General features: G+C 37.7%; 13 protein-coding genes. 2 read left to right on the top strand and 11 right to left on the bottom strand.

Annotation, left to right across the window (positions count from 1 at the left end; genetic code table 11):
* Positions 1-2: 2 nt before the first annotated feature.
* From AXA65_RS07675 to AXA65_RS07640, 8 genes are all read right to left on the bottom strand, one after another.
* Positions 3-827: a KilA-N domain-containing protein gene (locus AXA65_RS07675; protein WP_063969537.1), complete on the bottom strand. Its 825-nt coding sequence runs from the start codon at positions 825-827 to the stop codon at positions 3-5.
* Between the two features lie 21 nt (positions 828-848).
* Positions 849-2696, bottom strand: coding sequence for a glycoside hydrolase family 13 protein (locus AXA65_RS07670; protein WP_063969536.1), 1848 nt, complete (start codon positions 2694-2696; stop codon positions 849-851).
* Positions 2697-2891: 195 nt separating this feature from the next.
* Positions 2892-3887, bottom strand: a complete 996-nt coding sequence (locus tag AXA65_RS07665; protein WP_063969535.1) for a bile acid:sodium symporter family protein — start codon at positions 3885-3887, stop codon at positions 2892-2894.
* Positions 3888-4125: 238 nt separating this feature from the next.
* Complete coding sequence (locus AXA65_RS07660) at positions 4126-6282, bottom strand: glycoside hydrolase family 97 protein (RefSeq protein ID WP_063969534.1); 2157 nt, start codon at positions 6280-6282, stop codon at positions 4126-4128.
* A gap of 83 nt (positions 6283-6365) precedes the next feature.
* The gene (locus tag AXA65_RS07655) at positions 6366-7679 is read right to left on the bottom strand and encodes a SusE domain-containing protein (RefSeq protein ID WP_165596580.1); all 1314 of its coding nucleotides are present in this window, start codon (positions 7677-7679) and stop codon (positions 6366-6368) included.
* 59 nt (positions 7680-7738) lie between these two features.
* On the bottom strand, positions 7739-8866 hold the full coding sequence (locus AXA65_RS07650; protein ID WP_063969532.1) for a SusE domain-containing protein: 1128 nt from the start codon (positions 8864-8866) through the stop codon (positions 7739-7741).
* Between the two features lie 19 nt (positions 8867-8885).
* On the bottom strand, positions 8886-10469 hold the full coding sequence (locus tag AXA65_RS07645) for a RagB/SusD family nutrient uptake outer membrane protein (protein ID WP_063969531.1): 1584 nt from the start codon (positions 10467-10469) through the stop codon (positions 8886-8888).
* 10 nt (positions 10470-10479) lie between these two features.
* Positions 10480-13206: a SusC/RagA family TonB-linked outer membrane protein gene (locus AXA65_RS07640; RefSeq protein WP_063969530.1), complete on the bottom strand. Its 2727-nt coding sequence runs from the start codon at positions 13204-13206 to the stop codon at positions 10480-10482.
* A gap of 439 nt (positions 13207-13645) precedes the next feature.
* Here AXA65_RS07640 and metG point away from each other — a divergent pair, with 439 nt between their 5' ends.
* Entirely contained in the window at positions 13646-15733 is a 2088-nt protein-coding gene (metG, locus tag AXA65_RS07635) for a methionine--tRNA ligase (protein WP_063969529.1), read from the top strand.
* A 104-nt stretch (positions 15734-15837) separates the two neighbouring features.
* Positions 15838-16689 (top strand): DUF4349 domain-containing protein, encoded by an 852-nt coding sequence (locus AXA65_RS07630; protein ID WP_228391640.1) that lies wholly within the window; start codon positions 15838-15840, stop codon positions 16687-16689.
* 62 nt (positions 16690-16751) lie between these two features.
* Here AXA65_RS07630 and AXA65_RS07625 read toward each other — a convergent pair whose 3' ends face one another.
* The 3 genes from AXA65_RS07625 to AXA65_RS07615 all read right to left on the bottom strand — a co-directional run bounded on the left by AXA65_RS07625 (position 16752) and on the right by AXA65_RS07615 (position 20994).
* Positions 16752-18341 carry an MFS transporter gene (locus AXA65_RS07625; protein WP_086048117.1) on the bottom strand — a complete coding sequence of 530 codons (1590 nt, stop codon included), beginning with the start codon at positions 18339-18341 and terminating at the stop codon, positions 16752-16754.
* A gap of 168 nt (positions 18342-18509) precedes the next feature.
* Complete coding sequence (locus tag AXA65_RS07620) at positions 18510-19658, bottom strand: HlyD family secretion protein (protein ID WP_063969526.1); 1149 nt, start codon at positions 19656-19658, stop codon at positions 18510-18512.
* A gap of 25 nt (positions 19659-19683) precedes the next feature.
* Positions 19684-20994 (bottom strand): TolC family protein, encoded by a 1311-nt coding sequence (locus AXA65_RS07615; RefSeq protein WP_063969590.1) that lies wholly within the window; start codon positions 20992-20994, stop codon positions 19684-19686.
* Positions 20995-21079: the final 85 nt, after the last annotated feature.

The following is a 21079-nucleotide window of genomic DNA, read 5'->3' as shown; positions in this document are numbered from 1 at the left end:
ATCTATTTTAAAGTTTTAAGTTTATTATTTTCGAGTAAAGATTTCATTTGAGTGATGGCTACTTTATTGAGTTGAACAAGTCTTTCGTGTTGAGACAGATTTTGCTGGATAAATAATGCATTGATACTTTCCAGATTACTCAAAACTACCAATTGTTCTAATGTTGCCTCATCTCGAATATTTCCTTTTTTATCGGGATTTTTATCTCGCCATTCCTTAGCCGTAATTCCAAAAAGTGCCACATTAAGCAAGTCTGCTTCGGTAGCATAAACAAAACCAGATTGTTGTTTTGTGATTTCTTTAGGAATCAAATTAGTTTTGATGGCGTCTGTATGAATCTGATAATTGATTTTGGAAATGGTTCTTTGTAAGTTCCACTCGAGATTCAGGCGGTTGTTCTCATCATCCTTGAGGCGTTGGAATTCTTTGATTACATACAGTTTAAATTCTATAGAAATCCACGATGCAAATTCCAAAGCAATATCCTTATGAGCAAAAGTTCCTCCGTATCTTCCTGCTTTTGAAACAATTCCTTTTGCATTAGTGCTATCTATCCAGCGTTTGGGTGTCATTACAAAACTGTTCAGTCCAGCCTGTTTCCTAAACCCCTCGAATTCGAGGGGTTTAAAATCGGGATTGTATATCATTTCCCAAAAACCCAGAAGTTCAATAGTATTTCTATTTCTCATCCAATTCTGAACAATAGTATCTGTATTTTCAGAATCTTTATGCCTTGCAATATCAGTCAAAGAAATAAAATCACTGCTATTGTCTTCATATAAAACAATATCAACTCCTTGAACATTTATCTTTTTATTTTTCGCCATTTCAAAACGATAAAACTAATTCTATTTAAGCTCTAAAATTAATGAAGATTTTCCAGCAACGGACAAATTTGTTTTCAAATCAAAATCTTTGTCAGAAAGGATGTCTTTTCCTTTTGTCAAATTATTAAGACCTTCGGAAAAACGCTTCAAATCCAGATTTTGAGTTTCTTTATTATTATTGATAACCACCATTACCCTTTTGTTATCGGTGTAACGGAAGTAAACATAAACATTGTTATTCGGAATGTAATGCAAAGTTTTCCCATAGTGAATCGCTTCGTTTCCTTTTCTCCAATTCAGGATTTTTTTGGTGTAATCGAAGTAATCGCTTTGAGAAGCTGTTCTTCCGGATTTTGTGAAAGCGTTGTTTTTGTCGCCAGCCCAACCACCTGGAAAATCCTGACGAATCTCGCCGTCGCCGCCTTTTCCTTTGTCGCCCGCCATTCCGATTTCGGAGCCATAATATAATTGCGGAATGCCACGAACGGTTAAAATCAAGCTCATCGCGAGTTTGTAATCTGCAACATTTGGATAGGTTTGATTTAATCTATTTGTATCGTGATTTTCTGCGAAGACCAAGATATTATTGATATCAGGATAAAGGAAATCATTGGTGAAATTCCCATAAACTCTCTGCATTCCTGCATCCCAGCCCGGTTCTTCTTTGAAAGCCTGACCAACTGCATCAAACAATGTAAAATCCATTACCGAAGGCAAATGAGAATTATAACCTTCTATCGCTGCTATTTTGGAATCCTTTTGCCAGTACGCCATTTGCGCCTGGTCCTGCATCCAAACTTCACCAACGATATTGAATTTCGGGTATTCGTCTGTGATGCGTTTTGTCCATTCAGCGATTCCTTTTTTGTCGTTGTAAGAATAAGTGTCAACTCTCAATCCATCAAGCCCAGCATATTCTATCCACCAAATTGCATTCTGAGCCATATAATTGACAATCATTGGATTACCTTGATTCATATCCGGCATTGTGGTGTCGAACCAGCCATCCATACAAGCGGCTTCGTCCACTTTAGCTGCGTTGATGTCGAATTGCGTGGTCATTCTGTAATTGCTTCTTTGGAAACCATTTTTGCCTTCTTCCCAATAATGAATCCAATCCTTTGCAGGTAAATCCTGGATAATCCAACTTTTTGAACCCCAATGGTTGGTGACATAATCCATCACAAGCTTCATTTTACGCTTGTGAAGTTCGTCCGCCAGATTTTTGTAATCGTCGTTGGTTCCGTAGCGTGGGTCGATTTTGTAATAATCGCTTTGTGCGTAGCCGTGGTAAGAAAAGCTTGGCTCGTTATCCTCCAACAAAGGTGTGTTCCAAAGTGTGGTAACGCCCAGTTCGCTTAGATAATCAAGATTTTTTACAATTCCGGCAATATCACCGCCGTGACGGCCGCCAGTTTTTGTTCTGTCAGATTTCTCGGCTGTGTCCGGTGTGTTGTCATTTTTCGGATTGCCGTTGGCAAAACGGTCTGGCATTACCAGATACATTACGTCTGAGGAAGTGTAAGAATCTCTGTTGGCAGAATTCTGCTGTCTTTGTTTGAATTCGTAATCGATGGTTTTAACGGTCTTGTTTCCGTTTTTGAAATTCAGTTTGGTTTTTCCGGGCTGAATTCCGTTGGTATCGATGGTTACGAAAAGGTAGTTTGGGTTTTCAACCTTTTTAACTTCCTTGATTTTGATGCCGTTGGAGAATTCGGGTTGAAGGTTGTTGATGTCTTTTCCGTAAACCAAAAGTTGAAGTTCCGGATTCTTCATTCCGCTCCACCAAAATGCAGGTTCTACTTTCTGAACCTGAGAATAGAAAATGGAGGAAAGGATGATTGAAGAAAATGTGATTATTTTTTTCATAAAATATTTTTTTAAAGGTCTATATTAAATTTAATAAAAATTCAGATAATATTGAAAATTAAATTGTTTGAAATTCTGCTGTGATAATAATGATAAATTTTAACGCAAAGTCCGCAAAGTTTTTTTTTAAAATCTAACTGTTTTTAAGGTTCGCAAAGACGTAAAACTCATCAGAGATTATATGTGATTCTAAAATTAATTCTCAACAATTTCTGCTCTTTTTGCTATTTTGTTGGCGAGCCAACTGACGTAGAATAATTGGAAACTGTGATAGATCATTACCGGCAGCAAAAACAAAACTTTCTGCTCGTCCGGAATTCCTAAAACCAAAAGGAATAAACTTCCGTGAACTAAGGATTTTTTGGAACCACAGAATGTGGTTGTGATGACATCTTTTGGTTTGAAGTTCAGTTTTTCGGCGATGAATTTCAGAATATTGTAGGTTGCAAAGAACAAAAAGACAACACTCAAAGCCAAAGCAACGAATACAAATGAAGGCACAGAAACGAAGATATTTTCTATAAACGCTGTGGAAAAACTTTCGTAAACAATCAATAAAATTATCAGTCTGTCGAATTCTGAGATGACATTCGCATATTTGGTTACCCATTTTTTGAAGATTGGATTGAGTAAAATCCCTAAGATGATTGGAAGCAAAACTTTCAATAACAATTGCTGGATGATTTCGGATTGATTGCCGCCTTCTCCGTTTGATGTCAGGAAAAAACTCATCAAAAGTGGTGTCATTACAATGCCTATGATTCCTGAAATCGATGCGTTGAAAATCGCTGAAGTGACATTTCCTCTTGCGATGGAAACCATTACGACTGACGATGAAACCGTTGATGGCAAACAAGCTAAAAAGAAAACTGAAAGCCAAATATTTTCATAATTTGTATCTTTTAAAAACGGATAAAATAGCAACGTTAACAATGGAAAAATAATGAAAGTTCCCGACTGAATCAGCAAATGAAGTTTCCAGTTGGAGACATCTTTTACAACTTCTTTCAGATTTAGTTTCAGTCCATACAACAGAAAAATCCCAGCGATTCCCCAATCTATAAATCCAGCCAGATTGAAATACTGGTTGTAGGATTCGTGAAACGGAATGACTTTCGCCAAAATGACCATTCCAATCAGAAGGAAAAGAAATATATTTTGTTTGTTGAAAAGTTTGGAAATCCAATTCATATCAGAGGATTTTGAAAAAAAATTTAAGAAAAACTTTGTCAAAGCGTTAAAACCTTGACAAAGTTTTGATTGAAGTAGAAACCCATAGCCCCGATTGCAGCGGTTACCCCACAGCAAGCCTTGGGAAAAGCTTTGGCGCGAGGAGTAATAGCGGAAAGCGGGAAATAGCTCCTAAAAAACTACCCCCTATTTCCGAACAAGTTCGGAAATCTCCCCTTCAGGGAAGGGGAATTTTTAATTATTTTACCAGTTTCAGGGAAATGGCGTAACCACCGCTTCTTACCAAGTGGATTGGAAGTTTGGTTTTGCTGTCCACTGTCTTTTTGTAGATCTTATAACTCTGCGGATTGTTGATGTAATCGGCGTCTTTACCGTCTTCGTAAACTGTTGCTTCGTACTTTTTGCCTTTGTCGAGGAACGAGAAATCTACGGTGTAATCTCTTGGATTTTCGTCGGTAACGCCGCCTACAAACCAGTTTTCGGTTCCTTTTGCTTTACGCGCCGTATGGATGTAATCGCCGGGCTCTGCGGAAAGGATTTTGGTGTCGTCCCAATCTGCCGCAACGTCCTTGATGAACTGGAATGCGTCCATATGTTTCGCGTAATTCTCCGGTAAATCTGCCGCCATTTGAAGAGGCATATACATCACGACGTAAAGCGCCAATTGTTTCGCCAAAGTCGTCTGCACGAAACGTTTGTCGCCTGGGAAATAGTAGTCCAGTTTGGTTTGGAAAATCCCTGGCGTGTAATCCATAGAACCGCCCATCCAACGGGTGAAAGGCAGAATCGTCTGGTGGTCAGGCTTGTTTCCGCCGAACGCTTCGTACTCTGTTCCACGCGCGGCTTCTGCAGAAATATAATTCGGATAAGTACGGCTTTCTCCACCTGGACGAACGGATTCGTGGGAATTGACCATAATTTTGTAGTCGTTTGCTTTTTCGACAATTCTGTAATAATGGTTGATGGTCCATTGAGAATAATGGTGCTCGCCTCTTGGGATGATGTCGCCTACATAACCTGTTTTTACGGATTTGTAACCGTATTTGTTCATCGTTTCGAACGCTTTGTCAGACCATCTTTCGTAGTTTGAAGCTGAACCGGAAGTCTCGTGGTGCATAATCAAATCTACGTTTTTGGAATGCGCGTAATCGTTCAACATCTTCAAATCGAAATCCGGATAAGGCGTGATGAAATCGAAAACGAATTCTTTGGAATGTCCGAACCAATCTTCCCAGCCTGTGTTCCAGCCTTCAATCAACAAGCCTTGGAAACCGTTTGCTGACGCGAAGTCGATGTATTCTTTGACTTTTGTGTTGTTTGCAGCGTGTTTTCCGTTGGGTGTCAATTTTGAGAAATCGGTTTTTCCGATGTGAACGTTTTCTGCTGTAGAGTACGCCCATTGGGATTTTCCGATAATCATTTCCCACCAAACGCCCATATATTTGGTTGGTTTGATGTAAGATGTGTCTTTGTATTTTGTAGGTTCGTTCAGGTTGAACATCATTTTGGAATCCATTACCACTTCTGCTTTTGGCGAAACGATGATGGTTCTCCAAGGTGTTGTGGAAGGTGTTTGGATGTAACCTTTTGCACCTTGTCTGTCGGCTGTCAAATGTGTTTTGAATTTAAAATTCTGAGCGTCCACTTCCAGATGAGAAGCCGGATAATCCAGAACTGCTGCCTCACCAACGTTCACATAAAGTGGTTCTTTGCCTTCTTTTTTCAACATCAAAGGCGACTGAACAGCATTTTTTACTAAGGTTTGAGAAGCGTTTGAGTCAAAAGCTTTTGGCCATTGCGTCGGAATCTCGGATATTTTTGTGGTTTGGTATTGGTATTCCTGAGAATCGTAGTCTGCAACAATCCACCAAGCTTTCATATCTGTTGGGAAATCGATTTCGGAATCTTCTTCTCTGATGACGAAATAATTCAGGTTTTTCTGTTGAGGAAACTCGTATCTGAAACCTAAACCGTCGTTGAACAATCTGAATTTGATAACGATGCTTCTGTCAGAAGAAGTTTGGTTTAATGTAACCGCCAATTCATTATAATCATTGATATAATTTTTTTTCTCACCCAGAATTGGTTGCCAGGTCTCATTTTTGGAATCTCTTTTTTCGGCAGATTTTGTGAAGCCGTTATTGAGGTCAAAACTTGCATCTTCCGGTTTTGCAATTTCGGAAGCGAACTTGATGGATGAGTCTTTGAAAAGTCTCAGTCCTAATTTGGAATCTTCTACAACAACATTTCCATTGTACTTTAAATTATAAAATGGAACGCCGTTCTTCAGTTGAAAATTTGCGACGAATTTGCCGTCCGGGGACTTCAAACTTTGGGCATTGATCCCTGTAAACATCATAGAGAGCAAAGCTGCTCCAATGGTGAATTTTTTCATTTTTTCTAAGGTTTATATATGTTCTACAATATAAAAAAAGTGTTGCAACTAGGCAACACTTTCTTATTGAATATTACTAAAAATTATAGTTTAGTAAGCGTATATTTAAGATTTACAAGATCCATTACAATTTTATAATTTCCGGATTCTGTAACCTTTATATTATCACCTCCAGCTGCAAGATTTCCGTTGCTGCCACCATAGTTTGTTCCCCAGTCGTCATTCAAACGGAATTTAACATCTTTTCCTCCTACAAGGGCAACATTTGCTATTTCCCATGTTTGGTTTGTACTGTTCCAAGTCATGTCCGTATCTGCAGACCATTCGCCAGGTGTAGCATCACCAATGATCCCCCACGAATAGGCTTCTAAAGAAAACACAAGTGTGTTTGTATTAACTGTCAGTTTCTGATAACCAGTATTGGTAGCTTTAATATTACCACCTCCGTTGTAGATTAGATTAATGTTATCATCTGTACCATAACTATTGGTCCATGTTCTAGCAGGTGTGATCTTGAATTCTGAATTTGCTTCAACGAATTTGATATAACCTGTGTAGATTCCATCGCTTTTTGGAGAAATTAGACTTTCTGCTGTATCAATGTTCCAGCCTTGGTAAGCACCAGGAGCATAAAGATAAGAAGTCACTTCATAAGGTGTTGCTTTGAATGCCACCACATTTGAAACCAAAGTAATTGTACCACCTGTAGATTTTGTCTCAGCAGTTACTTTAATATCAAATTCTGATTGTACATTAGCTGAAGCACCTGCATTCAATAGTGCAAATACAAAATCTTTACTTGTTAATTCAAGTGTTTTTATTGGAGCAGCAACCGTACTAATAACTGTACCTAAGTTGATGAAACTTCCACCTTTTTTGGATAGATCGATAGTATATTTTACATCAACACCAGATGAATAATCATTCCAGTTTATCTTTACTAATTCCTCTGGTTTGGTTACATCTAAAGTTACAATACTTCCCGCAGTTGGAGCAGTAATCATAGGACCAGCAACCGGATAAGGTGTTACTCCAAAAGAAATTGTATTAGATACCTCAGAGCCTGATTCAATTCTTACATAAATAGTAGAAGCAGAATAGGGTGACGCTCCTGCCTGAAGAAATTTATTGTTAATATCTCCAATTGTAGTGGCAAAAGTATTAGTGGTTGAAGTTCCTAAAGTAACCTTATTTGAAAAATCTTCTTTAAGAGAGAAAACAACTGAATATTCTGAAGACCCTGTTTTATCCCATGTCAAGACAAAAGGATTGTTTTCCATAGTTTCGTACAATACGCTACTTCCAAGAGTCGTATTATATAATTTGAAACTAGCTTCTGGGGAAGTCCAATCTCTATCTGCATCATCGGTACATGCTACAAAAACGATGGCTATCAATAGAGTTGCTATAATTGACTTTATAATATTTTTCATATTTTAATAATTTAACTGGAAAATTATTGTTTAACTATTTTATAAGTACCGGCTTTGATGTTCACGGTAATTTTGTAAGAGCTACCATCTCCGGTAAATTTAACACTACCTTCATCACCTATCGGTCCAATAAAACCAGTATTTCCTTCACCTGAGATATTACCCCACTCTAAATCACCTTCTGCCTGTTGCCCTAAGAATTTGAAATCTGTATCAGCTGCTAATGTTGCGGTATATTCGAAAATACCTGCACTAACTTTTGTCATGGCAATTGCATTCTGAGCGTTACCTCCATTTCCTGCAATGTTTCCATATACATATAGTTGCGGAACATCAAAAGTCTGGATTTTCGAAACCGTGGCATTAAGAGATTGTGCGGCTTTATCTGCATCAATAATTACTTTATAAATCCCAGTCTCGCCAGTAAATGTCATATTTTCATCATTACCAGATTTCGTAATATTTGTCGAAGTCTGTTTGAAGTATTTATAAGCATCCTTGATACCCGCAACATCTAAGCTGTAATTAATTGGATTCCAATCCATTTGTCCCAAAAATCTAAAATCTTTTCCATTTTCCAGGTATGTATAGATATAAGAAAGGTTATCTTTTTTGTGAAATACTTGAGCGGAAGTTGCAGTCCATCCCATATAACCAGCTTCACCCACAAGGTAAAAATCAGGATAAACCAATTTGTACGGAGTTACCATCAATGAGGTAACATTAGATTTAGTAGCTAAATCACCTGACCCTAAATAAGAAGTCACTCTTACATACATCTTAGCAGCAATGTCTTCCTTCAAACCAATCGCTTGCGCAGCACTATTTACTTGGCTAGCTGTGTAGGTTACAGTTCTATTGGATTCTGTTACCTTACTTACTTCATAAGGTGCAGTGAATGCCTCATCAGCAGAAACTTCTACACTATAGCTAATCGAAACTGGAACAGAATAACTTGCAGCAGACCAAGATATGGTAAGTGCAGGATTATTAGGAAAGTTTTGATCGAGAAATAGATTTTGTGCAGACAAATCTACAACTATTGGATCAGTAGAATTTTCAACTTGTACTATTTCCCTGTCATCACAGGCTGTCATAGTAATGATAGCCAAAAAACCGAGGATTATTTTATTTAAAATATTTGTTTTCATCTCAAAAATAAGTTATTTCTTAATAGCCCGGATTTTGGACTAAATTTGGGTTTGCTATAAGATCCTTGGCAGGAATAGGATAAAGGTTTCTATAATCTCCAACTGCAGCACCATCTTTAATATTTCCTTTCCAAGGCCATAGATATGCGGCAGTAGTGAATTTTCCAAAACGAATCAAATCTGTTCTTCTAGTAAGCTCCCATCCCAGCTCTCTTCCTCTTTCGTTTAAAATAAAATCCAGGTTGATAGACGACAATGTAGTTGTATATCCAGCTCTTGCTCTAATGCTATTCACATATTGTAAAGCTGTAGCAAGGTTACCACCAGCACCACCTCGCAATGTAGCCTCTGCATACATCAAATAAACATCCGAAAGTCTTAACAATGGAATATCTGCGTCACAAAGATTTTTTGCAATATCAGATCCAAAAGCACCAGTGCTTGTCAAGTTTTTATATTTTACAAATGCATAACCATCATTGAAGTTACCTAGATCATTGATTTCTAAAGTTTGTCCATCAGTATAGAAATTTCCTCTTTGATCTTCGTTATTTGTAAATAAGCCTACATAAGCCTTCGTAGTTCTAATACCGCCCCAACCACCGTTGATACCGAACATAGATTCTGCAGGCATAGTCCCACCAACTGCTGCGTGTACCATGTAAGTAGAGCCACCAGATGTCTGCATGTTCACACCATCAAAAAGAATAGAAAAAATCGACTCCTGATTATTAACGTCATTGTCCGCTAGGAATAGATCTGCATATTTTGATTTAAGAGAAAATCCGGATTGTATCACTTTGTTGGTGTAAGTGATAACATCTGCATTGTGATCTGTACCATTATAAATAGATGAGTTAAGATATAGACGAGCTAGCAATGCCCATGCAGCAGCTTTGTCCGCTCTACCATATTCGTTGGTTCTGGCATCTTTCAAATCATTCGAAACTGCAAGCAATTCTGATTCCACGAAGTTAAAAAGGTCAGCTCTACTAATTCTTTGAGGTGGATTGATCGATCCTGGCAAATAAGATTCATCTACAAAAGGAACATTTCCAAAAAGATCCAATGCATAGTAGTAAGAAAGGGCTCTTAAAAATCTTGTTTCAGCTCTCATATACTTTGCTTCTGTAAGATTTGCACCCGAAATATTATTAACTGCAAGTTTCTCATCAGTTACATTTCTCAAAAATTCATTTGATGTTGCAATCTGTGTGTAGATCCTGTAATATGCACCGCTAATAAATTCATTAGAAGAATCCCAGGTCATTTTGTGCATGGTGTGAAGGTTTCCATCATTCCAGGCAATCACAGCCTCATCGGTCGGTAATTCCTGTAATGTGAAAAGCATCCTAGTATATTGAGAAAAGTTACCGTCAATACCGTTGATATCAGAATTACCACCATTCGCTTCTTGTCCACCACTAGCAAATCCACCATAAACCTTTGCTAAAGCATTAGGATAATTAGCAAAATCACTATATAAAGTTGTAGATGTCATTCCTATTCTTGGCTCTTGCTCTAAATCTTTCACGCAAGAAGTCAAAGAAACAAGTCCTAAAACGCCTACTATTGTTAATATTTTAAAATTTCTATGTATCATTTTTTTCTTATTAAAAATTAAAGTTAAACCCTAAAGAATATACTTTTGGAGCTTGATAATACCCATTATCAATACCTCCATTAACTTCTGGATCAACACCTGTATAATCTGAAATTACAAAAACGTTTTGCGCCATTCCATAAACTCTTAGGCTTGAACCTTTTGAGAAAATATCTTTAAAGGTATAACCCGCGCTAACATTGTCCAATCTAAAGAATGAAGCATTCTCCACAAAGATATCCGAGAACAACTGAGGTGTATTGAATCTATATTCTGCTGCGGTATAATAAACATTTTGAAGATAGTTGTTGGTAGCTGCAGATTGCAATGAACTGTTAGATGAAGCATTATTATAAACGTAGTTGCCAATCACTGCTCTTGCGCTTAGTCCCGCATCCCAATTTTTGTAAGAGAATTTGGTATTGAAGCCCAATGTAACATCTGGCTGATTCGACTTATAATAATACATATCGCTCGCATTAACTACGCCATCGCCATTTCTGTCTACATATACACCATCCAATGGTTTTCCGTTTTCACCGTATACTTGCTGATAAACCAAGAAAGAATAAGGATTATAACCTACAGCATGAGCTTGGATATTATTCCCTACACCACCAGCGATACCTCCAACTGCGATGAAGAAAGAATCGTTTGCACCTTGTACTAATTCTTTGATCTTGGAGTTGTAATGTGTTGCATTGAAAGAAACTTCCCAAGTGGTATTTTCATTTTTGATAGGAATTACAGTAATTGATCCTTCAATACCTTTGCTATCCATTGTACCAGCATTCAAAAGATTGTGGTTACTTAAATCTCCTGCAGCAATTGGCGCATCAACCAAGAGATCCTTAGCTTTTTTCTGATAGATATCTATGGATCCTGTTATTCTACTTTTAGCAAAACCATAATCTATACCTATATTTTGCGTTGTTGTAGTTTCCCAAGAAAGGTTTGGATTATAGATATCTGGTCTTAACATATAGTAATATTGAGAACCAAATTGATATTCCGCGCCAGGTGCACTAGGTGTGTAATTGGCAAATGAAGGATAATAATTATCTCCTAAAGCTTCATTACCTGTTTTACCCCATCCAGCTCTTAGTTTCAAGGTATTAATTCCAGTATCTTTCAAGAAGTTTTCCTCATTGATCTTCCATGCTAAAGAGACACCTGGGAAATTCCCCCACAGATTATCTGTTGTCCCATTATAGAACCTGGAAGAACCATCTCTTCTAATTGAAGCAGAAAGGATATATTTGTTAGCTACCGTAAAAATACCCCTACCGTAAAATGATAGCAAAACCATTTTTCTATCCACTGCATTTACAGAAGACGCAATTTGTCCATTTCCTTGGATTGTAGCAATATAAGGAGCTGTTGTGTGGAAATCTTGATATGAGTATCCAGCGGTCAAATCCAAATTGGTATCTATTGCTTCGATATTCCTAACATAGCTAAAATAAGTCTCTAACAACTTATTCTGCTTTTCAATAGAGTAATCTCTATTGGAACCCAATGCAGCAAAGCCTGATTTATAGATTGGACTTACTGCGGTAAATCCAGTGCCTTTTGCATAATCATATCCAGCATTTACATTGAAATGTAAATCAGGTAAGAAGTGGAACTTGTAATCGATTTGGATATTTCCCAAACCTCTCCATACAGATGACAAATCTCTAACACCTTCCAATTGTGCTAATGGATTAGCATTGGAGTTTACGTTTAGACTGTTATTTAACAACCATTCGTAGTAACCACCATAATTAGAATTTCCAGACAACACAGTTTGCGTAGGATCAAAATAAGTTGCACTTCCAATCACACCACCTGCAGGGAAACGGTTATCTGTAAAAGTACCTTTTAGATTAACATTAACCGCCAAATGGTTATCAAAAAATTTAGGATTCAAATTCAATCCGACCGAAGTCCTTTTAAAAGAGTTGGTTCTTACAATACCATTTTGGTCATTATATCCTATTGACAATCTATATGGTAAACCTTTGATTCCACCAGACAATGAGAGATTGTTGTCTGTACCCCAAGCCTTTTGATATATTTTGTCTTGCCAATTTGTATTATTAGTACTTAGATAATCTTTATAAGTAGCACTTGCAAAACTATTTACAAAATCACGATATTCATCACCATTCAAAACTGGAACATTTCCCATTTTTGTAGACATAGACATCATGGTAGAAAAATTCACTTTTAGTCTTCCTGAAGACCCCTGTTTTGTCGTTATTAAGATTACCCCATTGGAAGCTCTATTACCATAGATTGCAGTAGCAGATGCATCTTTCAAGATATCAAAACTTTGGATATCATTCGGGTTGATAAGCGAAAGAGGATCGGAGGCACCGCTAATCCCGCTGAAATCCTGAGGAACACCATCTATCACAATCAATGGAGATTGAGAACCATTAAGAGACCCAATTCCTCTAATTCTTATAGAAGCTCCAGAGCCAGGCGCTCCTCCATTAGTCACAATAGTTACACCAGGTGTTTTACCTTGGATAAGCTGAGCAGGACTATTGGCACCACCATTAAAATCTTTCGCTGTAACGGAAGTAATGGACCCGGTCAAATCGGACTTCTTCTGCTTACCATAACCAATCAGCACAACCTGCTCGATCTCGGTCTCTTTTTTCGCCGTATCTGTGGTTTGTTGTGCATGTAGCATTGATCCGAGCAATAAGAATGCGGGAGCAATTTTTAGTACATTATAGTTTCTCACAAAAAATAAATTTTTAAGGTTTATATTATTTTCAAATTTGTTTCAGAATCACATTGGATCCTGTTTCGCAATTTATAAAAAAAACAACATTATGTTAAAATATTTTTAATATTATTATTTTTCGGCTAAATAATTCAGAAAAATACTCGAAATTACACATTCAAAATATTAAATATCAGCACATTATATCAATTAACACTTTTTCATCAAATGTGAAATTTTAACATTTTTTCAAACAATTGTTTAACGTTTTCTTCTCCTAAATTAACCATTATTAATCCTATATTAATGAAAAATGAAATTAAAACCAACAAATGTTAAAATTATGATTATCGATATTCGAACACTTTTTAACATTCATCATCAAATTAATAAAATCAAAACAGCCCCGATTTTTAAACGGAAAATCGTATTTTTGCAAATCTAATTTCAGATTATAATGTCAGACAGAAAATTGATCACCGCAGCTTTGCCTTACGCAAACGGACCGGTTCATATAGGACATTTGGCGGGAGTTTACATTCCGGCAGATGTCTACGCAAGATTCCAGAGAAGATCAGGAAAAGATGTGGCTTTCATTTGTGGAAGCGATGAACACGGTATCCCAATCACCATCCGAGCAAAAAAAGAAGGTGTTACACCACAAGATATCGTGGACAAATACCACGGCATTATCAAAAAATCATTCTCTGACTTAGGCATCTCGTTTGACGAATATTCTAGAACGACATCTCCAAAACATTATGACGTCAGTCAGGATTTTTTCAAAACACTATATAATAAGGAGAAATTCACAGAAGAAGTTTCTGAGCAATACTTTGATGAGCAGGCCAACGAGTTCTTGGCAGACCGATATATCGTAGGAACTTGCCCGAATTGTGGCAACGTAAATGCTTATGGTGACCAATGTGAAAATTGTGGTTCTACCCTTTCGCCTTCAGAATTGATCAATCCGCATTCTATGTTGAGTGGAAATGTTCCCATCCTGAAAGAAACCAAAAACTGGTATTTGCCTTTGAATGACTACGAAACTTTCCTAAACGAATGGATCATCGAAGGTCATAAAGACGATTGGAAAACCAATGTTTATGGACAAGTGAAATCTTGGCTGAACGCCGGTTTGAAACCAAGAGCAATGACGCGTGACCTGAACTGGGGCGTTCCTGTTCCATTGCCAAATGCAGAAGGAAAAGTGCTTTACGTTTGGTTTGATGCGCCAATTGGATATATCTCTTTCACCCAAGAATGGGCAGAAAAAACCGGTAAGAATTGGAAAGATTATTGGCAAGATCCAAAATCTGACCTCATCCATTTCATCGGGAAGGATAATATCGTTTTCCATTGCATCATTTTCCCTGCGATGATGAAGGCACATGGCGATTACATCATGCCGACCAATGTTCCCGCTTTTGAATTTTTGAATCTTGAGAATGAAAAAATATCAACTTCAAGAAATTGGGCTGTTTGGGCACACGAATATGTAGAAGAATTCCCTGGACAACAGGACGTTTTGCGTTATGCATTACTTTCCTCGGCGCCAGAAACTAAAGATAACAATTTCACCTGGAAAGATTTTCAGACCAAGAACAATTCTGAGTTGGTAGGGATTTTTGGTAACTTTATCAATAGAGTGGCCGTTTTGATCCATAAATATTACGACGGCGTCATTCCTGCTGGAAATGCAGATGCTGAAGAATTGGTTGAGATCAAAAGGTCAGCTGCAGAGATCTCTCAACATTTAGAGAACTTCGAATTCCGAAATTCTTTGACAGCATTGATGAACTTGGCAAGATTTGGAAATCAATATCTTCAGGTTGAAGAACCTTGGAAAACCATCAAAGACAATCCTGAGAAGGCCGCACATTCATTATTTGTTGGCGCTCAGATTGCTGTGGCCCTGGCACAATTGTCAGAACCTTTCATGCCATTCAGTTCAGAGAAATTGTTGACGATGTTCAATGTTGAAAAACTCAACTGGAGTGATATTGAAACCAAAACTATTTTGATAGAAACTGGACACAAGATCAATGAAGCTTCTCTTCTTTTCTCAAAAATCGAAGATGCGACGATAGAGTTCCAGATTCAAAAATTAGAGAACACAAAAGAGGAAAATAAAAAAGCCATCGCTCTACAAACCGTTTCACAATCTGAAGGCGCAGAAGCAGAGGCACAAATTCCTAAAATCCTACTGCCTGCAAAAGACGAGATACAATTCGATGATTTCACCAAAATCGACCTTAGAACTGCGACAATTCTTACTGCAGAAAAGGTGGAAAAAGCAGACAAACTTCTGAAATTCACTGTGGATACTGGCGTGGACATCAGAACTGTTGTTTCCGGTGTTGCAGAAAGTTTTAAACCAGAAGAATTGATTGGAAAACAAGTGATGATTCTATTAAATCTTGCTCCAAGAAAAATCAGAGGAATTGTTTCTCAAGGGATGTTCTTACTAACAACAAAGGCAGACGGGAAATTAACTTTCGTAACGCCTGACGAGGATGTGGCCAATGGAATCGAAATAGGGTAAATTATAGTACTTTATCAAATAATTAAAAAATCTTTTAGAATTCAACTAAGAGATCTTTTTTTGTGCATCATTTTTGATGCATGAGAATTAATTTTATCAAAACTATGCGAAATTTATATTTATTCATTGTAGTGATAGTCCTTTCCTGTGGTGATCACAACCAAAACAATGAGATGGTCTCAGCCGATGCTACTTTGGTCTCTGTGCCCAATGAAAAGGAAATGAATCATCTACTACCTCCTCCACCGCCCAATGAAGAAAGCCAAAAAGAATCTGAACCACAGCCAATTCCAAAGAAAATCATCAAAAAAGGCAGGCTAGAGATCGAAGTCGGTGACATCAATAAATCTCAAAAAACAATTCTCGAAAATCTTAAGAAGACGAACGCCTACAACGAAGGTGAATTTTTCAGTAATAGTGAAGAACAGGAAATGTTGAAAATGACTATCCGAGTTCCTAACCAGAATTTCGATGCGCTTATGCAGTCTTTCGGTAATGATTTGGGAAATGTAATCTCTAAAAATGTAGGTTCAGAAGACGTTACGGAAGAATACACAGATGTTACGATAAGATTGGAAAATAAATTGACCTATTTGGAAAAGTACAGAGAACTTGTCAAAAAAAGTACTTCGACTAAAGACATTTTAGAAATTCAGGAGAAAATCCGTGGACTGGAGGAAGAGATAGAATCCTCAAAAGGACGCCTAAAATTTATAGATGATAGGGTAAAATACAGCACTTTGGAATTGACATTGATTAAAAACAAACCAAGAAATTCAGTTACTTCAAAGTTAGGATTTGGAAGTCAATTTACTGATTCTGTGGCAGAAGGCTGGAATAATTTTGTAGGATTCATCTTGGGATTGATTTCTTTTTGGCCATTTCTACTAATTATACCAATAGTCATTTTCGTCATTAGAAAATGGAGAAAACGAAAAATGGAAGCTAAGCAATAAGTAAAAGTAAAGCCCCGCTTTGAAAACAAAGCGAGACTTTACGGGTGAAAAACAAGGTTTCTTTATAAGGCAGGACCAGCGGCCCCTTTGATGTCTTCTTCTAATTTTTTTCTTTCACGTTCTCTTCTTCTGGCGATGACCGATTTTCCGTTGAGAAGTCTGATCACTCTTAAATATTCTGTACGTTTTCCGAAATGATGGGTAATCACATACAACAGCACTCCAAAACCTGCCATAGAAATAAATCCAAAAATCTTTTTGTTGGCAGCAAGCATTGCGTTGAGCTGAATAGTTTTCAAATTAGCAGTCACCGTCTGTGGCGTAATGGTCATTCCGTCCATATAAACGGCTAGATCTCCTAAACTGACGATTTGAAACTGATACTGAAACCATGAAAACAAGGCTGAGAAAAATCCTACCGCAAGGAATGTTCGCCATACCAAAACCAATCCGATGGCGGCCAGCATCTCGTCCAGTTCCAGTTTATCTAAGGTGTAATACCAAACCGAAATGAAGAGCGATCCCATCCCAAAACCTTTCAGGAACATTGGCAAATACCAGTTTTCATAATTGAATTCCAGCACCATTGAGAAATACATAATCACCGCGTAAGCAGTCATTGCAGCAAAGCCCGAGAAGATGAACATCTTGAGAGGTCGTTCTTTTTTGAACCAAAATACAGCCACGACTCCTGCTAAGAAAATTCCGGGCGCCATCATTACATTCAATTTAGCATTCGTCAGTTGATCATAACCTAAAACACCCACCGAAAATATATTCTGAAGAGACGTCGTCCCTAGAAACATTCCCAGACAAAACAGCATAAACAGTCCGTTCAATACGTTGCTTTTTGTGAAGATGTTGAAAGAAATATAGGGTCTTTTTAAAGTCATCTGGCGGATGGCCAACAGTGCAAAACTGACAAATGCCGTGATACTGGCGTTGATAATATTTTTTGAATTGAGCCAATCCTGCTGTTTTCCGAATGATAAAACATAAGCCGAGAACATAAAGGTGGACACAAACAAAAGGATACTCAGCCAATCGATGTAATGCAATGGAACTTTTAATGCAAAATATTTATCGTGCATAAAGACCCAACACAAAAGCGCCATCGCAAAACACAAAACCGAAGCCAGAACAAAAAACTGCTGAAAGTTATACTGCACAGAAACTTCTACGGCATAATAGGCTGAAACTTGATTTAATATCAAAACAAATGTGTAAAAAACGCCGTAAAAAATCCCACGTCCGCCCAGCATCACCATCAATGGCAAAAACAGTTCGATTGTGATCATCATCTTGAGAAATCCAATCACCAGAGAGGTTATTACAATTACTAATGGCACTGAGGTGGTTGAATTGATGTAACTCAATATTCCTAATAACACCAATAAAATCACGACTTTATCACGGACTTTGAAGCGCATTTTCATTCTCATCACCACGGGCATACATGCTCCCATACCTATCGTTGTGGCATAATTTGCCCAAACAAAATATTCCTGCATCACGCCGGTTCCACCCACCATAAAACTGATATTTCCGGTGTAAACTCCACCCAACGGCATTACCACAATAAGCAGTAAAACCATCATCAGGAGCTGCACGGGTTTCGGAACCCAATCGCTGAAAAGACCTTTGTTGTACATAATTTTTGTTTTTTTTGGTTGGAAGTCTGAAGATGGGTGCCGGAAGTTTTCCCAGTATCGCGTTTATCTTTTACAAAATATTTATTCTATTGCTAAAGGTCGAAAGTTTACGAATCACGTACCTCCATCACCCCGCTTCCCGCATTCTTCCTTTTAACTTGGCTCTTTTTACTTTTTACTTGCTACGCTCACATTCATATTCATCCCCGCACTTAGTTTCGCTACATCTTCTTTTTTGTTGGAATCTGTAAACTCGATTCTTACGGGAATTCTCTGTTGTACTTTGATAAAGTTACCCGTTGAGTTGTCTGTCGGAACGCTTGAATATCTTGAACCCGTTGCTGCTGAAACGGCCGTTACGACACCTTCAAATTGTTGTCCGCCTAATGCATCTGCGGTCATCATTAATTTCTCGCCAATCTTGATATTCGGCATTTGGCTTTCCAAGAAGTTCGCAGTGACCCATTTTTGATTGTTCAAAACGATGGTCGCAACTTGTTGTCCGGGCTGAATCAACTGTCCTTCAGAAATCGTTCTTCTTCCCATTACGCCATCATAAGGCGCAGTGATAACGGTATATGAAAGATTGATTTTCGCCATATCCAATGCGGCTTTTGTACGCTTGATTTCGGCATCGTTGATTCCCAGTTTGCTTTTTACTTCAGTAGTGGAAAGGTTCGCAGATTGTTTCTGATTGACCAAAGTTTCATACGCTGCTTTTTGGGCATCGTATTCTGTTTTGGCTTGGTCAAATTGCTGTCTCGTCACTGCTTCTGCCGCCAAAAGGTTTTTGTATCGACCTAAATTCTGTTCGGCATTCCATAATCTTGCTTTTGCGCCGGCGATATTTGATTCCATCACGCTAACGTTGTTGGAAACGGTATTGATTGATGAACCTGTTGCCGAACGCTGAGCCAATGCGTTTTGGTAGGCTGCTTCTGCCTGTCCGAGTTGCGTGATGATTTCACGGTCATCCAAAATAGCTAACGTATCTCCTTTCTTCACCTGCTGATGTTCGATGAATTTTATTTCTTTTATATAAGCAGAAACTCTGGTGTTGATTGGATTGATAAATTCCTCCACCTGAGCCGCTTCCGTGTAGGTTTTGTCACCGATGTGAAAGTACTGACGAATCAGCCAAAACAATCCGAAACCTATCAGTACAAAAACGATAACGTTTGAAATGATGGCTTTTATCTTATTTTTTCTGTTTTGTTTCTTCTTAGCTTCAGCACTTGAAACCACTGGTTTCACTTTTGCTTTTTCAACCGTCACATTTGGTTGTATATCTTGAGTATTTTGTTCCTTGTTTTCCATTGTTTTGATTTTCAGTTTTAAATAATTAAAGCGTCCCTGTAGATTTCAACAGATTATAGTATTGATACAGCACATTGATCTCTGCGTTGGCAAAATCCAGTTCCGATTGAAGTTTTTGATTTTGCGCATCAATCATTTCAGCCTGAACGGCCAATTGATTCAGGTATTTTGCTTCAGTGATTTTATAGTTTTCTTCGGCCAGTCTTTTCGCATCGTTCAAAATATCAGCTTGTTGCATTGCTTCTTGATATTTTACATAAGACGCATTGACGTTCATATCAATATTCTGTTGCGTTAAAGTCAGCGCATCATTTGCCTGAGTTTTCTGCAATTCGCCCAACTTCACTTTCTCTTTGGTTTTATATAAATTATCAATATTATAGCTTAAAGAAATTCCCGTCTGCCATCCATTGGCATACATATCAACCACTGGATTTCTATTGGTAATCGGTCTTTGAACTGTATAACCTCCAAAACCGGAAAGTGTCGGCATTCTATCTGTTTTAATGATTTCAATATTTTTATCAGCGACACCGATGTTGGTTTGCGCAGATTTCAATTGTGGGTTACTATCGTGAGCAAGATTAAAATAATAATCCATACCGATTCCCGATTCTTTATTTTCTAAATTTTCAACAGGAATAATTTCGGTATCGGTTGGCAACCCTAAGCCGATATTCAAATTATAATTAAGTATTTTTCGATTGTTGGATAAAGTCAGAATGCTTTGGTCGAGATTTTTAATAGCCAATTCACCACGGATGACTTCATTTCTCGTTACCATTCCCTGTTTATAAAAATCATTGATGTTTTTCAAACGCTGCTGAGCCAATTTTTTGTTATTCGCAAATACGGTTTCCTGATTGATGGTTTTATAAACGTCTAAATAATTGGATATTACTAAGAATTTCACATCCTGTTTATTCTTTTCTAAATCCAATTCAGAAAGCTGTTCACGAAGACCAGCCAGTTCAATTGACTTATTAACGAGCCCACCTTTGAAAATAAGTTGAGTTGCCTGCACGCCGTACGTACTACCGTAATGCGGCATCTGGATCGTAGTTGAATTTGAAAAATCTTTGTCGATAGCCAATACATCTCCCAAATAGAATTGAGTGGTAGAAGCCGTAATCGTAGGAAGTTTCTGAAGTTTGGCAATATCCGTCTGTTGTTTGGCTATATTGATATTCTGCGCAGAAACTTTTAACTGATAGTGGTTCTGAAGCGCCAGTTCGGCGACTTCATTCGCTGTCATCTGTTTTATTTCTTGTGAAAAAAACAGCGCAGGAAAAATAACCATCACGAGTGATAGTGCTGTTTTTACATTATTTGTCATTTTACCTTGTTTTTCTGTACAAAGGTACATAAAACGCAATATCAAACAAATGTTTGATACTTGGAAAAAGATGCTCAAATGTAAG

It is taken from the genome of Chryseobacterium sp. FP211-J200 (assembly GCF_001643375.1).
Taxonomy (GTDB): domain Bacteria; phylum Bacteroidota; class Bacteroidia; order Flavobacteriales; family Weeksellaceae; genus Epilithonimonas; species Epilithonimonas ginsengisoli.
The sequence above is the reverse complement of the archived record's forward strand: the minus strand, read 5'-3'. Positions and strand labels throughout refer to the sequence as shown.

Coding starts and splice junctions, on each gene's coding strand:
- AXA65_RS07615 (WP_063969590.1), bottom strand. CDS start 20,994: ATGACAAATAATGTAAAAACAGCACTATCACTCGTGATGGTTATTTTT.
- AXA65_RS07665 (WP_063969535.1), bottom strand. CDS start 3,887: ATGAATTGGATTTCCAAACTTTTCAACAAACAAAATATATTTCTTTTC.
- AXA65_RS07630 (WP_228391640.1), top strand. CDS start 15,838: ATGCGAAATTTATATTTATTCATTGTAGTGATAGTCCTTTCCTGTGGT.
- AXA65_RS07625 (WP_086048117.1), bottom strand. CDS start 18,341: ATGTACAACAAAGGTCTTTTCAGCGATTGGGTTCCGAAACCCGTGCAG.
- AXA65_RS07650 (WP_063969532.1), bottom strand. CDS start 8,866: ATGAAAACAAATATTTTAAATAAAATAATCCTCGGTTTTTTGGCTATC.
- AXA65_RS07620 (WP_063969526.1), bottom strand. CDS start 19,658: ATGGAAAACAAGGAACAAAATACTCAAGATATACAACCAAATGTGACG.
- metG (WP_063969529.1), top strand. CDS start 13,646: ATGTCAGACAGAAAATTGATCACCGCAGCTTTGCCTTACGCAAACGGA.
- AXA65_RS07670 (WP_063969536.1), bottom strand. CDS start 2,696: ATGAAAAAAATAATCACATTTTCTTCAATCATCCTTTCCTCCATTTTC.
- AXA65_RS07645 (WP_063969531.1), bottom strand. CDS start 10,469: ATGATACATAGAAATTTTAAAATATTAACAATAGTAGGCGTTTTAGGA.
- AXA65_RS07675 (WP_063969537.1), bottom strand. CDS start 827: ATGGCGAAAAATAAAAAGATAAATGTTCAAGGAGTTGATATTGTTTTA.
- AXA65_RS07660 (WP_063969534.1), bottom strand. CDS start 6,282: ATGAAAAAATTCACCATTGGAGCAGCTTTGCTCTCTATGATGTTTACA.